The sequence below is a fragment of the Algoriphagus sp. SE2 genome (assembly GCF_039563885.1).
Taxonomy (GTDB): Bacteria; Bacteroidota; Bacteroidia; order Cytophagales; family Cyclobacteriaceae; genus Algoriphagus.
The window spans coordinates 76,197-91,464 of sequence record NZ_JBCLWJ010000012.1; the positions used below are offsets into that span (position 1 = coordinate 76,197).

Sequence of the window (15,268 nt, forward strand, 5' to 3'; positions counted from 1 at the left end):
TGTTTTTTAAGGCTATTTACATTTATATTCTGCCTTAAATTGAATTTTCTATGCTAAAAAAGCTACTCACTACCGTCTTTTTACTTTCCTTAAGTTTTCTTGCTTTTTCCCAAGACCTAACGGCACTTTTAAATAGTTACAAATTTCGAAATGTAGGTCCCCTAAGAGGAGGCCGTGTGACAGCCGTAGCAGGTGTTGCTTCTAAACCTTCACTTTTTTATATGGGTGCCACAGGAGGAGGCGTTTGGAAAACCGATGATTATGGAATTACATGGGAGAATATTTCTGATGGTTATTTTTCAACTCCTTCCATTGGCGCGATTTCCGTTTATCAAAAACAACCCGAGATCATCTATGTAGGAACTGGTTCGGATGGTCTCAGATCGAATGTGATCACCGGGAAAGGGGTCTATAAGTCAACTGATGAGGGAAAGACTTGGGAATTTATTGGATTAAAAGAAACGGGACAGATTGGCTCTGTGGAAATTCATCCCGAGAACCCAGATGTAGTTTATGTTGCAGCAATTGGAAATGCTTTTGGAAAAAATGAAGAAAGAGGTGTCTTTAAAACCATAGATGGTGGCAAAACTTGGGATAAAGTTTTTTATCATTCTGATAGTGTTGGGGTCTCGGATTTAGAACTTGCTCCGGATGACCCGAATACGATTTATGCAGGTGCCTGGCGAGGAGAAAGAAAGCCTTGGACAATCACTTCTGGTTCTTCAGAAGGAGGAGTTTATAAATCAACAGATGGAGGGGAAACATGGAACAAACTTACTAATGGCTTACCTACCGGCTTAACTGGAAAGATAGATTTTGCAGTCTCCGCAGCTGACCCTGAGGTTGTTTATGCAAATATTGAAGCGTCTGACGATCAAGGAGGATTATACAGGTCTGCGGATCGGGGAGAAAACTGGGAGTTTGTTTCTGATAATGCTAACTTGACTAATAGACCTTTTTACTATACAAACATTTACGCAAATCCAAAGGATGCGAATACAGTTTACAACAACTCACTTCGTTTCCTTCGATCTTTTGATGGTGGTAAAACCTGGAAATCAATTTCAACCCCACATGGAGATAATCACGATATCTGGATCAATCCCAATGACACAACTGTCTGGATTCAGGCGAATGATGGTGGAGCCAATATTACTCTAAATTCAGGTAAAAGCTGGTCCACTCAATTTAATCAGCCAACAGCAGAACTTTACACCGTGGAGGTTGATGATCAATATCCATATTGGCTTTATGCTGGGCAGCAAGATAATTATAGTGCGATTGCTGTTCCAAGTATGCCACCGTTGAGTGTTCAGTCTGGAAGTAATGCTTACATCATTAATGTGGGAGGCTGTGAAACAGGACCTGCCGTCCCAAAGCCAGGAAATCCAAATATTGTCTATTCTAATTGCAAAGGAAGGTTTGGAGTGTTTGACAAGACCTCTGGTCAAGAGCTGCAATATTATGTTGGCGCTTCAAACATCTACGGGCACAATCCAAAAGATTTGAAGTTTCGATTTCAACGAGTGGCTCCAATCCATTTGTCCCTACATAATCCAGATGTGATTTACCACACTTCCCAATATGTTCATAAGACCACTGATGATGGTAAAACATGGGAAATAATTTCTCCCGACCTAACTGCTTTTGATCCAGAAAGGCAAGTAGTTCCGGGATCTCCAATTACAAGGGATGTTACTGGAGAAGAATATTACAGTACGATTTATGCAATTAGGGAATCTCCAATTCAAGAAGGTTTGATTTGGGTTGGTGCAAATGACGGTCCCGTTCATGTTACAAAAGATGGTGGTAAAACCTGGGAAAACGTCACTCCAACTATGCCAGAAGGTGGAAGAGTTGATGCTGTGGAGCCATCTCCCCATGATCCAGCAAAAGCATATGTTTCTGTTTTACGATATCTTTTGGGAGATGATAAACCATATATCTATAAGACTGAGGATTATGGTCAGACTTGGACTTTGTTAACATCGGGATCAAACGGTATTCCAGAAGATTACCCAACGCTGGTGATGAGGGAAGATCCGGTAAAAGAGGGAATTCTTTATGCCGGAACCCAATTTGGATTGTTTATTTCCATGAACGATGGGGAAACCTGGACTGCCTTTGAAAGTAATCTTCCAGTAACTCCTATCACTGATATTAAAATTCATCAGGATGATTTAGTGATGTCCACCATGGGCAGAGGTTTCTGGATTTTGGATAATTTGATCAGCTTGAGAGGGATTACTTCGATTGGAAGTCAAAAAGTAGTTTTATTTGATACAAAACCTGCGATTAGAAATTTCCTGTCTGCTAGAAGTGAAACAAATGGTCCTGAATACCCTAGAGCAGCTGCCAATTTAGATTTTTATCTATCAGAAAAACAGGAAGACCTTCGATTAGAGATCGTTAATGAGAAGGGACAAGTAGTGCATACCTACGTTGCGGATGGGCTAAAAGAACCCGAAGTCGATACCACCAGAAATATGTCAACTGAATTTTCAGAAGCTCCAGCCTCTAAAGGATTACCAAATAAAGCAGGAATGAACCATTTTAATTGGAATTTGAGACATAAGGGTGGTTGGGATAAAGATCCGAAAAAAGCATATACAGGAAATGGTCCTTTGGTATCTACCGGAACTTACAAAGCTAGACTTATAGCAGGTGATGAGGTATTGGAAAAGGAGTTTAACGTTGTTCTTGATCCAAGAGTAAAATTGGTTTCTGATGCTGATGTAGCTGAGCAAGAAGAATTAGCACTTCAGATCCAGGCATTTCGAGATGAAGTAGATCAGTTGATCGCACAAATTGAGAAAGAACAAAAAGATTTGAAACTATCCCTTGAAAAGGAGAGTCCAGCTAAAAATATTGCCGTGAGGAAAAGTCAGCTGGATTCAATTTACTATAAGTTGGAAACGCCTGAGGGTACCTATATGCAGCCAATGTTGAAAGACCAGGCCAGGTATTTAGGATCAATGTTGGGGCGGGCAGATCAAAAGCCCGGGCAAGACGCTTACGAGCGATTTGAAGAATTAAAGCAAAAATTCAACGAAATAAAGTCTCAATTTGAGGGTATGAAATAAGTTCATCCCGTTTACTCTACTTGTTCTTTGATCCAGCTTAGAATTTCTTCCATAGCTTTTGGAGAAAAAGTTTGTTCAATTGAAGCATACTCGCTTACCAAGCCAGTTTTACTTTCCTGAAAGAGATGATTTAAACCAAGAAGTTCCTTTGTTGTAATATTTTCATTTCCACCTCTTTCTAAGGCATTTTTTATAGCCTCTAAATTCTTCTTAGCTGGTACCTGAAGGTCCATGGTTCCATTGATCGCTAAGACCGGGCAATTTACCTTTTCCAATGCAGGCGCAGGGTCATATTGAATGAAGAATTTCATCCACGGACTTGTCATTTGATTGACCTGTGCATTTACAAAGTCAGATTCTGTCATTCCATTTGGAATTTGATTTTTTGGTAGGCTTCGAAAAGTTTCGATCATGAGATCAGATAAATCTCTCTCAGGATTCTTGGAGTTTTTAACGATATTAAAAGCATTTTTACTGATTATATCATTAGCATCAAGTTGATTGTCGTTCATTCCGGATGCTTCTCCCAAGAGTCTTTGTTGAAGTAAAAGTAATTGATCCCCGGGGATTCCTGTGCCTGCCATTAATACGACAAAAGCTATTTCTTCTGATTTGTTTGCTACCATTGGAGCAATAATTCCTCCTTCACTGTGACCTACCAACCCTATTTTAGTCTGATCTATTTCCGATCTGGTTTTTAAATATTGGACTGCTGCCTCTGCATCTGTTGCTAAGTCAGCACTGGTCGCAGCACTAAAGTTTCCGGTAGATTCTCCCGTCCCTCGATCGTCATATCTTAATACTGCTATACGATTCCGAGTTAAGTAGTCCGATAAAACCAAAAAAGGTTTATGCCCCATCAATTCTTCGTCTCTATTTTGTGGACCACTTCCACTTATTAAAATCACTGCCGCAAAATTATTTCCTTCTTTAGGTAAAGTTAGGGTACCTGCTAGGGTGACTTCTGCATTTTTGTTTTCAAAGTAAACGTCTTCTGAAAGGTAAGGGTAGGGTTTTTTGGGTTCTTGGGGACGTTTTAACTCCTCTTTTTCCAAGGCATTTTTAGAAAGTGCCATGGGGAAAGACTGTCCTGCTTGAGTGAAAACACCTACAATTTTATCTTCTGACTCTAATGTCCCTTCGTATTCAATTCTGGCATTGGTAATCGAGATTTTTAATCTGTTATTCTCAAAGCTCGTAGAAGTAACTGGTATACCAAAGGCACCTTGATCCGGACTGTCCATTTTGGAACTAAAACCAGTATCCGTCTTTTCGATGTGGAATACCAATCTTAACTGGGCTCCCTGAACTTTCAAAATCCCGTTCCAATCCCCTGTAATTTCCTGAGCTTGGATTGAAACAGAAATCAAGAATATTAAAAATAGAGGTAAAATAGTTTTCATAGAGATGATTAATTTTTCGACTTCTGTTTTAATAATTCCAATCTTAGCTAAGTTATCAGCTTTCTACCGAAATTTTAAATTTAGACAGGGGATTGGTTTTGATTTTTTGAATTATTAGATATAAGAGAATAATAGGCTATAATAGTCTGATTTTTAAGAAAATAAAGGAAAATAATTTAAAAACTTGAAGGAAATTAAAAATTGTAATTTCACTGTGTAAAGAAGAAAATAACTTGGTGATACCTTTTAAGCAATTTGAAATATGGAATAGCTGGCCTAAGACTAAAAGATTCTATGGTTTGAATGTATTTGGCTAAATCAAACTTAATCTGAATCTTAGGGTTAAATCAGTGTATATAAACCCAAGTAGCGAATTATATGAATTTTAAGGAAAGTGAAAATCAGCGAATGATTGCTGATATGATCCGGGATTTTGGAGCCAAAGAAATAACTCCATTCCGGAAAGAGTGGGATGATAATCAATTTTTTCCCAAAGAGTTTTTCAAAAAACTTGGAGAACTGGGACTGATGGGAGTTTTAGTTCCCACTGAGTTTGGAGGTTCAGGCTTTGGTTACGATGAGTATGTAACAGCGATTGTTGAACTGTCAAAATTAGACCCATCTATTGGACTCTCCATGGCAGCACACAACTCGCTATGTACCGGACATATCATGATGTTTGGGAGTGAGGAGCAAAAGAAAAAGTATTTACCTAAGCTAGCTACTTGTGAAATGTTGGGAGCTTGGGGATTAACGGAGCCAAATACAGGTTCGGATGCTGGGAATATGCGTACAGTTGCTGTGAAAGATGGAGATTATTGGGTCATTAATGGAGCAAAAAATTTCATAACTCATGGTGTTTCAGGTGATGTTGCGGTGGTTATCGCAAGAACAGGTGAAGTTGGGGATTCCCACGGAATGACAGCTTTTATCGTTGAAAGAGGCACAAAAGGGTTTTCAGGAGGAAGAAAGGAAGATAAGTTAGGAATGCGTGCCTCAGAAACTGCGGAGATGATTTTTGAAGATTGTAGAGTTCATGAATCACAGATATTGGGCAAAATAGGCGAGGGCTTTATCCAGTCTATGAAGATTTTAGATGGAGGTAGAATTTCAATTGCTGCTTTGTCTCTTGGAATAGCTGAAGGAGCCTTAGAAGCATCGATTCAATATTCAAAAGAAAGAGAACAGTTCGGGAAGTCTATCAGTAAATTTCAGGGAATCTCCTTTAAATTGGCAGATATGGCAACACAGGTTGAGGCAGCCAAATTATTGATTATGAAAGCCGCAGACCTTAAGAATAGAGGTGAAAAAGTGACCTTAGCTTCGGCACAAGCTAAATATTATGCTTCTGAAGTATGCGTATCTGTATCAAATGAAGCTGTTCAGATTTTCGGAGGTTATGGGTTTACAAAGGACTATCCGGTTGAGAAATATTATCGTGACTCCAAGCTTTGTACCATAGGTGAAGGTACTTCTGAAATTCAGAAAATGGTGATAGCACGAGAAGTTTTGAAGTAGTAAAGTTATTTCAGGACGGGACAAATTTGAATTATAAAAAGCCTGAGATTTGATAAAATCTCAGGCTTTTTAGTATTGTAATAATTTTATGATCCTGCAATCAAATACAGGCCTGCTGCAATAGCCCCTCCTGCAATAGGCCCCAAAATTGGAACCCATGCATAGCCCCAGTCTGAACTTCCTTTTCCTTTAATCGGTAAGATTGAGTGCATCAATCTCGGACCAAAATCACGGGCAGGGTTGATTGCATAGCCTGTCGTTCCACCTAAAGCCAGGCCTATGACCCAAACCAAAAAGGCAACAGGAATGGCTCCGAGAGATCCCATTCCAATGGGTGTCTGATTTGTATCTTCAATTTTCACTCCCGCATTGTAGAGGATAACGATAATCAATACAAATGTGCCAACGAGTTCCGAAAAGAAGTTTAATGGGAGATTTCTTATTGCGGGGGAAGTACCAAAAGGGGCGGCTTTAAGATCGGCATCATCTGAGGCATCATAATGATCTTTATAAAATAGCCAGGCAATTCCAACTCCTATCATGGCACCTAAAACTTCCGCACCGATATATCCTGGAACCATTGCCCAATCAAATTTTCCTGCAATGGCTAAACCAATTGTAACTGCTGGATTTAAATGGGCTCCGCTATAAGGTCCTGCGACAACTACCCCAACGAAAACTGCCAGTGCCCAAGCTGTACTGATTTCCATGATTCCACCACCATGTCCCTTTGTTTGTGGTAGTAACATGTTTGCTACCACACCAGATCCTAATAAAAGAAGTAATCCAGTTCCTATTATTTCTGCGATGTATGGATTCATTATTCTACCCAGTTTTTTGATCTTTCGACTGCTTTATGCCAAAAATGTAGCATTTTTTCACGTTTTTCTGCATCCATTTTTGGATGAAAATTTCGATCTGATTCCCAAAGGGATTGAATCTCCTCCTGACTTTTCCAAAACCCTACTGCAAGTCCTGCTAAAAATGCAGCTCCGATTGCAGTTGTTTCAATGATTTTTGGTCGTTTAATTTCGCAGCCTAATAAATCAGCCTGGAATTGCATCAAAAAGTTATTTGCTGTCGCTCCCCCATCCACTCGAAGTTCTTTCGTGGGTTTACCTGAATCTTTTTCCATCGCTTTTAGTACATCGTGGACTTGGTAAGCAATGGCTTCCAAAGCTGCTCTAGTCATGTGAGCGATAGTTGTTCCTCTGGAAATACCAAAAAATGCTCCTCTTGCATTTTGATCCCAATGAGGGGCACCTAGTCCGGTAAGTGCTGGTACAAAGTAGACGCCGTCATTGTCATCTAAGCTTGTGGCGAGTTTTTCTGAGTCTTTTGCATGACCAAAAAGTGAAATGCCATCACGAAGCCATTGAATTGCTGCTCCGCCAATGAAGACAGATCCTTCTAACGCATAATTTATCTCATCTCCAATCTTCCATGCGACGGTAGTTAGAAGTTTGTTTTCTGACTTTACAGCTTCAGTCCCAGTATTCATCACCAAAAAACAACCAGTGCCGTAAGTGGTTTTAGCCATCCCAGGTTTGGTGCAAAGCTGGCCAAACAAGGCTGCTTGTTGGTCCCCTGCAATACCTGCGATTGGAATTTTTACGCGTAAGACGTCACCTGCAGTTTCGCAATAAACTTCACTACATGATTTTACTTCTGGAAGTAATGAAATGGGTATGTCAAAAAGATCTAAAAGTTCTTGATCCCATTCCTGGGAGTGGATGTTGTAGATCATGGTTCTACTGGCATTCGTAATGTCAGTTACATGTGTTTTTCCGGCAGTAAGATTCCAAATCAACCAAGAGTCTACCGTTCCAAATGCCAATTCTCCTGCATCTGCTTTTTTTCTTGCACCTTCGACATTTTCGAGAATCCACCGGATTTTAGTTGCCGAAAAATAAGCGTCTATAATCAATCCGGTTTTTTCCGCAATCATTTCCGAGTGACCTTGCTCCTTGAGTTGATTACAATAGTTTGCTGTCCTTCTATCCTGCCAGACGATAGCATTATAAATGGGTTTACCTGTTTTTCTATCCCAAATGATTGTGGTCTCTCTTTGATTGGTTATACCTATTCCAGCAATTTGGTCAGCTCTAATCCCATTTTTGATCAGAGATTCTACCATTACGGTAGATTGGCTAGTCCAGATTTCAGCTGGATCATGTTCTACCCATCCTGAATTAGGGAAATGCTGTTTAAAATCTTTTTGGGCAATGGAAACAATTTGCCCTTTTTTGTCAAAAATAATGGCTCTGGAACTAGTGGTACCCTGATCCAGTGCCATCAGGTAAGGTTTTTCTTGGGTCATTTTAGGTTATTTTTTAATCAAATACTTCTGAGCAGTTTTCTGAAAATCAGCCAACTCCTTTGAGATCCATTCTTCATTTTTTCGAAGTTCAGTGGCCATGAGTTGCGCAACTTTCGGTGCTGTATCTATGGCTGCTTGAGCATCAAGGATCAAAATACGAATTCTTCTTGATAGGACATCTTCAACTTTTACTGCCATTTCATTTCTTACTGCCCAAATTACTTCAGCGGCAATATTTGGGAATTCAGGGTGAAGTTTTTCTGCCCATTCCTGGTTCTCTTTTCCTATGGCTTTGATTGCATTGGCGTCATCGCCATATATTCTCCAATGTCCTTCCGGAAGGTTTTCAGTGAATCCATGGATTTTCATATCAAGCGATTTGCTAGGAGCAGGTTTTTTTCCGGTGATTTGCAGGAAATAATCCACTGTGTCTTCTCCCATTTTTCTAAACGTAGTCCATTTTCCGCCTGTTAAAGTAACCAACGAGCTATCAGAAACGATAACTTTATGAGATCTTGAAATTTCTTTTGTTTTTGTGCTTCCTTCCTTCGGCCTTGCAAGAGGTCTCAGTCCAGCAAAAACAGCTTTGACATCTTCTCGAGTTGGTTTTTTGGCCAAGTAACCGCCCGCAGTTTCCAAAACGAAATCTATTTCCTTCTGTAATGCCTCAGGCTCAAGTTTCGCTTTTTCACGGAGTGTATCTGTAGTTCCAACCACCAATTTTCCATGCCATGGAACAGCGAAAAGAACTCTGCCATCACGGGTTTTTGGAATCATAAGTGCATCTGAACCTCCTAAGAATTTAAGGTCCATTACAAGATGTATTCCTTGGCTTGGTTGGATCATTCTAGCTGCTTCAGGATTATCCATTTGAAGAATTTTATCAGCAAAAACACCAGTGGCATTGACGACCATTTTAGCCTTTAGCTCATATTTTTTTCCAGATAAAACATCTTGAACTTTTAAACCGGATATTTTTCCGGATTCGTTCTTTTCAAGACTACTAACTTTGGTGTAGTTAAGAATGCAGGCTCCTGCTTCATCCGCAGTCTGTGCAATGTCCAAAGCCAAACGTGCATCATCAAACTGCCCATCGTGATAAACAACTCCTCCCATCAAACCTTTTTGAAGGACAGCAGGAAGTCTTTTGATTGTTTCCTTTTTAGAAATGAATTTGGATTTACCTAAACTCAACCTTCCAGACATCCAATCATACAATTTGAGACCGACGCTATATTGGATTCGATCAAACCAGGTGTAGATTGGAATAATAAAAGGCTGGTCATGCGCAAGGTGAGGGGCATTTTTAAGCAACTTTCCTCTTTCTTTCAATGCTTCTAAAACAAGCATGACATCTCCTTGAGCCAGATAGCGAACACCACCATGGACGAGTTTGGTACTCCTGCTTGATGTGCCTTTGGCAAAATCAGCTCTCTCCAATAAAATAACCGACAGACCTCTGGAGATTGCATCCAATGCTACCCCTAAGCCCGAAGATCCTCCACCGATGACTGCAATATCCCAGACTTTTTTGGAGTCTTTTAGTTGGCTTATGTTTTCTTCTCTATTCATTTCTTTCTAAAACGTCTTAAAACTACTACAAAAAGAAACTAAAAGAAATAAAAAGAAAGTAAAATTTAAACTGTTTTCTATTCTTTCCTATAGTTTTGATTAATTTTAGATCAGAAAAGAAAGTCTATGACAATAGCAGAAAGACATAAGTATATCTTAGATGAACTGAATCGAGCAGGATTTGTGTCGGTTTCAGATCTTGCAAAGAATATGGAGGTGACTATGGTTACGATCCGAAAAGATCTTAAGGTACTGGAAGATAAGGGTTTATTATATAGATCTCATGGCAGTGCTACTCAGGTTTCACCTTATGTGTCTGATAGATCTGTTAGTATCAAAAAATTAGAACAAGTAGAAGAAAAGAACAAAATCGCTGAGAAAGCACTTGAGTATTTGGAAGATAATGAGGCGATATTAATTGGCTCAGGAACAACAGTGGTTGCTTTTGCTCAGGCGATTCCGAGAAATAAGCCACTGACAGTATTGACTGCAGCAATGAATGTGACCTTGGCTTTAATTGATTCCTCTGAAATTGAATTGGTACAGTTAGGTGGAGTGGTCAGAAAAAGTAGCAGTTCGGCAGTTGGTCATTATGCTGAGGAAATGTTAAAGAATTTTGCCTGCAGTAAACTTTTTTTGAGTGTAGATGGAATTAGCTTGGAGCATGGATTGACTACTTCTAATATGATGGAAGCACATTTGAATGCGCAGATGATCCGAAACGTCCAAAAAACAATTGTGCTGGCTGATTCTAAGAAATTTGGTAAAAAAGGATTTGGAAAAATCTGCGAACTGGAGGATGTGGATGTGATCATCACGGACACCAAAATTCCAGATTTATTTTTCCAAAAATTAGAAGAAAAAGGGATCGAAGTGGTATTGGTTTAGAAATCCTTATATGTTTTGGTTTCCACAGAAGTCCCGTTTTTATCAATGGTCACGACGTAGATAAAATTGTATTGAGAATCATCCAAGTCTTGGTATTTCTCTCCATCTCCCACAAAATAATTAGCTATTTGGCCGACCGTGTTGCTATGACCTACTACTAGGACATTCCCATCTACGGATTTCAATTTTTCGACCAATTCGTCATTATTTCTAGGGTCATAAACTTCTATTTCGACGCCAGATTGATCAGCGGTTGGTTTTGCTGTTTGTTTGGTTCTTCGGTAATCAGTACTATAAATATGCTTTATGTCTTTATCTGAGAGGATTTGGGAAAGTTTCGTTGCACGAATCACACCTACTTGTGCCAGTTCTGGGTCATTTCCTTCCAACTGTTTTTCTGCATGACGGACGATATAGATGGTCTTGGATTTTGGCTCAGAAGAGCAGGATGCCAAGAATGCTAATACAGCGAAAAGTAGAAGTAGATTTTTCATGATTTTTAGAAATGTCTATCAATATTAAGGAAAAGCAATAAAAAAATAACCTTTAGCAATCTATGATTTAAGCTAAAGGTTATAAAATCGAGTGGATTTAATCTGTTATCCCGAGAAGGAATTATCCAAATGCTGGTCTTTGGTTTTGATAGTTTCAAACTCTAAAAATTGCTCCCAAAATTCTTCTTCCGGTACAGCCGCTCTTAAATAAAGCTTTTCTTTTTTCACAGGATGAACGAAAACCAGATTGAAAGCATGTAGGTTGATGCTTGCATCAGGATTTGGTTTTGCGAAGCCATATTTGATATCTCCCCTGATCGGACAGCCCATTGATGCGAGTTGGACACGGATTTGGTGAGGTCTGCCGGAAACTGGGCGAACTTCAAGAAGCCAATGGTCATTCATGAAGCCCAAAGTCTTGTAGTTAAGTTCTGCTTTTTGGGATCCTGGCACTTCTCGGTCATGTGCTGTAACGAAGTTTTTCTGCTCGTCTTTTGTGAGCCAATGTGTCAACTTACCTTGTTCTTCACGAGGCTTTCTTTTGACAATGGCCCAATATACTTTATGGATATCTCGCTTGCGGAATAGCTCCATCATGCGCTCAAGTCCTTTGGAAGTTCTCGCAAATGCCACCAAACCGCTTACTGGTCGGTCCAGTCTGTGGATAGGATGAAGAAAAACAGCTCCCGGTTTATCATATTTTTTGGCAATGTAATCTTTAAGGTAATCCGTCAAAGTCTTATCGCCTGTCTTATCTCCCTGCACAAGTACTCCAGCAGCTTTATTGACAATCAAAAGGTGGTTGTCCTCATAGACAACGGTGAATGGTTTCTTTTTCATAATCAGTGACAAAGATAAAGGTTTCCCAGTTCTTAGCTGAGCTTTTCCAAAATATCCTTTACGATGGTCTCAGCATGAACGATGCTGTTTTCAATAAAGAATTCCCGCGTATTCAGACCCCCACAAACAACTCCTGCCAAATAAACTCCCGGAACGTTTGATTCCTGATTTAACTCGTCGTAGCAGGGTTGTTTTTTTTCGTCTTGGCTCATTTCCACACCCAATTGATCGAGCAAGGCAAAATTCGGTTTGTATCCAGTCATCGCCAATACAAAATCATTTTCAATGGTCACCTCACCATCTGGAGTGTTGATCACAACTTCATGCTCTCTGATTTCTTTGATTCTGGATTTTGTGAAAGCTTTGATTGATCCTTCTTTGATGCGGTTCATGATGTCCGGGCGAACCCAATATTTCACATTTTGGTCGACCTCATCTTCCAAAAGCACCATGCTGACATCTGCTCCCTTTCTCCAGGTTTCCAAAGCTGCGTCAACAGCAGAATTCGCTCCACCTACTACCAATACTTTTTGGCCGATATAAGGCCAGGGTTCTTTATAATAGTGTTGAACTTTTGGCAAGTCTTCACCGGGTACGTTCATTAGATTTGGTAAATCGTAAAAGCCGGTTGCCAGGATAATTTTTTTGGTTTGGTAAATACCTTTTGAGGTTTTGACTTCGAAAATCTCACCTTTTTTAGTCAAGGTTTCTACACCTTCGTAAAGCTTTACGTTCAGCCTAAAATGGAGGAATACCCTTCTGTAATATTCCAAAGCTTCTGTGCGGGTAGGCTTATTACCAATAGACATAAAAGGAATATTTGCCATCTCCAACCTATCGGAAGTGGAAAAAAATGTCATGTTGATGGGATAGTTGAAAATGGAATTAGTCAAAGCTCCTTTTTCAAGAATCACATAATCAAGATCCGCTTTTTGAGCTTCAACACCGCAAGCAAGACCAATTGGCCCGCCGCCTACGATCAAGACATCATATATTTTCTGGGTCATCAATTTCTAGGTTTGAGCAATAAAACGAATAAGTTTCATCGGTGAATTTACTGTAATCAGGTTGAAAACTTCGCTCTTTCATCCATACTTTTCCACTTTTATCCAAAGTCAAAGCAGTAGAAGATACTGTTCCGTAATTATCTCCCAATCGGATAAATTGAGCAGAAAGTCCAATTTCCATTTCTTCCGGAACTCCCGTGTCTGGAAGTTGGTCGATAGAATAGGTTTTCTTGGAAATGAGTGTATCTAACAACGAGTCAACAGTAAAATGTTCCGAGGTCTGTTGGTTCAATTCGGATTTTGCCAATTCAACTTTTGGCCAAGGGTCATTTAATAGTCCGTTACTAAGCCCATGAATTCCCGGTGCTACTTCCATGATGCCTTTTCCAAAATTACTGGAATAGAATAGTTTTTCTCCGTCGGAGACAAGCAGGTTAAATCCATCGTATTGATCTTGATAAGCTTCTACAGAAGCCAGATATTCTTTGGGAGCTACTGTAGTTTCCAAAAAATCCTGCACCAATTTTCCCCTGCTGATTTGAGCTTTCCGAGGATTATTAAAATCCCGGTAGTTTGTCAGCAAAGCCCATCTTCCATTTGGGTGAAAACCCATCCAGGTTCCACCACTTTTCAGATCTTTTCCGCCAAAAAATCCAGATTCCCATAAATGAATTTTTGCGGAGGGCCGATCGAAAAACTCATCTCGATTAGCTCGAATAATCAGTGGATATTGCGGATGGTTTTTCCAGGAAATAGCTACTAGACACATTTTTAAATGTAAAAAAAAGGCCGGAATTTCCGGCCCATTCGGTGATTATCCAACTATTGATTCTTCGAGTAACGGGTAGTCTGTATACCCTTTTTCACCAGGGGTATAAAAAGTATTCTGATCCCATTCTGCTAATTGCGCATTGTTTTCAAAACGAACAGGTAAATCAGGGTTTGAGATATACAGCTTTCCAAAAGCTACAGCATCTGCCAGCCCTTCTTCGATGATTTTATTTCCTTTTTCCTGATCAAATTGATTGTTGATGACCAATGTGCCTTTATAGATAGGTCGATATCTTTTGGCAATATGTGACTCTAAATATGGATTATCTGAAACATCAGTAAATGGCTCTGATAAGTGTAGATATGCTAAGTCGTACTCATTTAACTTGTTAATGATGTAATCAAAAGTTGGGATAGTTTCTTCATCAGCTTTCATTCCAAAAACACCATTCAGCGATGGATTCAATCGCACACCGATTTTATTTTCAGGCATTACTTCCTTGATTGCATTGATCACTTCAAAAAGGATTTTAGCTCTGTTTTCAATGCTTCCGCCATATTCGTCAGTTCGGACATTACTTGTTCCGTTGAAAAACTGGTGTAGTAAATATCCATTGGAAGAGTGGATCTCAATTCCGTCAAAACCTGCTTCCATTGCATTTTTTGCTCCGTTTTTGAAATCTTCGATAGTCTGCTTGATCTCTTCAAGGCTCATCGCTTTAGGAGTGACAGTTTCCTTAAAGCCTTCTGGAGTATAAGATTTTACATTTGGATTGATTGCCGAAGGTGCTAAAGGCAAATCACCATTATGGAAGTCAGGATGTGAAATTCTACCTACATGCCAGAGCTGAATGAAAATATGTCCATTTTCTTCATGAACAGCTTTAGTTACTTCTTTCCAGCCCTCTATTTGTTCTTGCGAATAGATTCCAGGTGTATTAATGTATCCTACACCTCTTTTAGAAATCTGGGATCCTTCGGTAATAATCAGACCAGAAGAGGCTCTTTGTTTATAGTATTCTGCGTGAATTTCGAATGGTTTATTTTCTGGATTTGCTGCTCTAGACCTAGTCATTGGAGCCATCCAGACTCGATTGGATAAATTAAGATTTCCGACCGTGATTGGTTTTAATAGTGCTTGATTCTTACTCATTGTATTTAGTTGGTTTTTATTAAAAATTATATGTGTATACAACTAATGTCTGAGCAGGAAAGTTCATTGTTGTGTTAGATACTTGAAATCCTCTTCTAGAATTATTTATGAAGGGTTTTTCCATTGATATCTAGTGATTTAACACTTTTTAATACGATTATTTTCGTAGATATTTTGATATTACGATTGTCTTCGTATAACTTTGTACGAAAGATGTCG

General features: G+C 39.4%; 12 protein-coding genes. 3 read left to right on the top strand and 9 right to left on the bottom strand.

What is annotated here, in order from left to right:
* Positions 1-50: 50 nt before the first annotated feature.
* A complete protein-coding gene (locus AAGF08_RS14430) occupies positions 51-3,083 on the top strand; it encodes a glycosyl hydrolase (RefSeq protein WP_343511955.1) in 3,033 nt (1,010 codons plus the stop codon).
* 11 nt (positions 3,084-3,094) lie between these two features.
* On the opposite strand, the gene AAGF08_RS14435 is transcribed toward AAGF08_RS14430, so the two are convergent.
* Complete coding sequence (locus AAGF08_RS14435) at positions 3,095-4,486, bottom strand: alpha/beta fold hydrolase (protein WP_343511956.1); 1,392 nt, start codon at positions 4,484-4,486, stop codon at positions 3,095-3,097.
* 378 nt (positions 4,487-4,864) lie between these two features.
* On the opposite strand from AAGF08_RS14435, the gene AAGF08_RS14440 reads away from it, so the two are divergent.
* Positions 4,865-6,004, top strand: a complete 1,140-nt coding sequence (locus tag AAGF08_RS14440) for an acyl-CoA dehydrogenase family protein (protein WP_343511957.1) — start codon at positions 4,865-4,867, stop codon at positions 6,002-6,004.
* An 86-nt stretch (positions 6,005-6,090) separates the two neighbouring features.
* Here AAGF08_RS14440 and AAGF08_RS14445 read toward each other — a convergent pair whose 3' ends face one another.
* Genes AAGF08_RS14445 through AAGF08_RS14455 form a run of 3 tightly spaced genes read right to left on the bottom strand, consistent with a single transcriptional unit; the run spans position 6,091 to position 9,896 of the window.
* Positions 6,091-6,825, bottom strand: coding sequence for an MIP/aquaporin family protein (locus AAGF08_RS14445; protein ID WP_343511958.1), 735 nt, complete (start codon positions 6,823-6,825; stop codon positions 6,091-6,093).
* Positions 6,825-8,324 carry a glycerol kinase GlpK gene (gene glpK / locus AAGF08_RS14450; protein ID WP_343511959.1) on the bottom strand — a complete coding sequence of 500 codons (1,500 nt, stop codon included), beginning with the start codon at positions 8,322-8,324 and terminating at the stop codon, positions 6,825-6,827. Before glpK ends, AAGF08_RS14445 begins: the two co-directional genes overlap by 1 nt.
* Positions 8,325-8,330: 6 nt before the next feature.
* The gene (locus tag AAGF08_RS14455) at positions 8,331-9,896 is read right to left on the bottom strand and encodes a glycerol-3-phosphate dehydrogenase/oxidase (protein ID WP_343511960.1); all 1,566 of its coding nucleotides are present in this window, start codon (positions 9,894-9,896) and stop codon (positions 8,331-8,333) included.
* Between the two features lie 126 nt (positions 9,897-10,022).
* Here AAGF08_RS14455 and AAGF08_RS14460 point away from each other — a divergent pair, with 126 nt between their 5' ends.
* The gene (locus tag AAGF08_RS14460; RefSeq protein WP_343511962.1) at positions 10,023-10,784 is read left to right on the top strand and encodes a DeoR/GlpR family DNA-binding transcription regulator; all 762 of its coding nucleotides are present in this window, start codon (positions 10,023-10,025) and stop codon (positions 10,782-10,784) included.
* Here the strand turns inward: AAGF08_RS14460 and AAGF08_RS14465 are convergent.
* The 5 genes from AAGF08_RS14465 to AAGF08_RS14485 form a co-directional block, all read right to left on the bottom strand.
* Positions 10,781-11,278, bottom strand: coding sequence for a phosphoglycerate mutase family protein (locus AAGF08_RS14465; RefSeq protein WP_343511963.1), 498 nt, complete (start codon positions 11,276-11,278; stop codon positions 10,781-10,783). The two genes, AAGF08_RS14460 and AAGF08_RS14465, sit on opposite strands and share 4 nt — an antisense overlap.
* A 105-nt stretch (positions 11,279-11,383) precedes the next feature.
* Entirely contained in the window at positions 11,384-12,118 is a 735-nt protein-coding gene (locus AAGF08_RS14470; protein ID WP_343511964.1) for an RluA family pseudouridine synthase, read from the bottom strand.
* A 32-nt stretch (positions 12,119-12,150) separates the two neighbouring features.
* Entirely contained in the window at positions 12,151-13,125 is a 975-nt protein-coding gene (locus AAGF08_RS14475) for a YpdA family putative bacillithiol disulfide reductase (protein WP_343511965.1), read from the bottom strand.
* Positions 13,106-13,894, bottom strand: a complete 789-nt coding sequence (locus AAGF08_RS14480) for an NRDE family protein (RefSeq protein WP_343511966.1) — start codon at positions 13,892-13,894, stop codon at positions 13,106-13,108. The genes AAGF08_RS14475 and AAGF08_RS14480 overlap by 20 nt, the downstream gene beginning before the upstream one ends.
* A 45-nt stretch (positions 13,895-13,939) precedes the next feature.
* Positions 13,940-15,049 (bottom strand): alkene reductase, encoded by a 1,110-nt coding sequence (locus tag AAGF08_RS14485; protein WP_343511967.1) that lies wholly within the window; start codon positions 15,047-15,049, stop codon positions 13,940-13,942.
* Between the last annotated feature and the right edge of the window lie 219 nt (positions 15,050-15,268).

Excerpts from the sequence above, each read along its gene's own strand:
- AAGF08_RS14430 (WP_343511955.1), top strand. The coding sequence starts at position 51 with ATGCTAAAAAAGCTACTCACTACCGTCTTTTTACTTTCCTTAAGTTTT.
- AAGF08_RS14435 (WP_343511956.1), bottom strand. The coding sequence starts at position 4,486 with ATGAAAACTATTTTACCTCTATTTTTAATATTCTTGATTTCTGTTTCA.
- AAGF08_RS14440 (WP_343511957.1), top strand. The coding sequence starts at position 4,865 with ATGAATTTTAAGGAAAGTGAAAATCAGCGAATGATTGCTGATATGATC.
- AAGF08_RS14445 (WP_343511958.1), bottom strand. The coding sequence starts at position 6,825 with ATGAATCCATACATCGCAGAAATAATAGGAACTGGATTACTTCTTTTA.
- glpK (WP_343511959.1), bottom strand. The coding sequence starts at position 8,324 with ATGACCCAAGAAAAACCTTACCTGATGGCACTGGATCAGGGTACCACT.
- AAGF08_RS14455 (WP_343511960.1), bottom strand. The coding sequence starts at position 9,896 with ATGAATAGAGAAGAAAACATAAGCCAACTAAAAGACTCCAAAAAAGTC.
- AAGF08_RS14460 (WP_343511962.1), top strand. The coding sequence starts at position 10,023 with ATGACAATAGCAGAAAGACATAAGTATATCTTAGATGAACTGAATCGA.
- AAGF08_RS14465 (WP_343511963.1), bottom strand. The coding sequence starts at position 11,278 with ATGAAAAATCTACTTCTACTTTTCGCTGTATTAGCATTCTTGGCATCC.
- AAGF08_RS14470 (WP_343511964.1), bottom strand. The coding sequence starts at position 12,118 with ATGAAAAAGAAACCATTCACCGTTGTCTATGAGGACAACCACCTTTTG.
- AAGF08_RS14475 (WP_343511965.1), bottom strand. The coding sequence starts at position 13,125 with ATGACCCAGAAAATATATGATGTCTTGATCGTAGGCGGCGGGCCAATT.
- AAGF08_RS14480 (WP_343511966.1), bottom strand. The coding sequence starts at position 13,894 with ATGTGTCTAGTAGCTATTTCCTGGAAAAACCATCCGCAATATCCACTG.
- AAGF08_RS14485 (WP_343511967.1), bottom strand. The coding sequence starts at position 15,049 with ATGAGTAAGAATCAAGCACTATTAAAACCAATCACGGTCGGAAATCTT.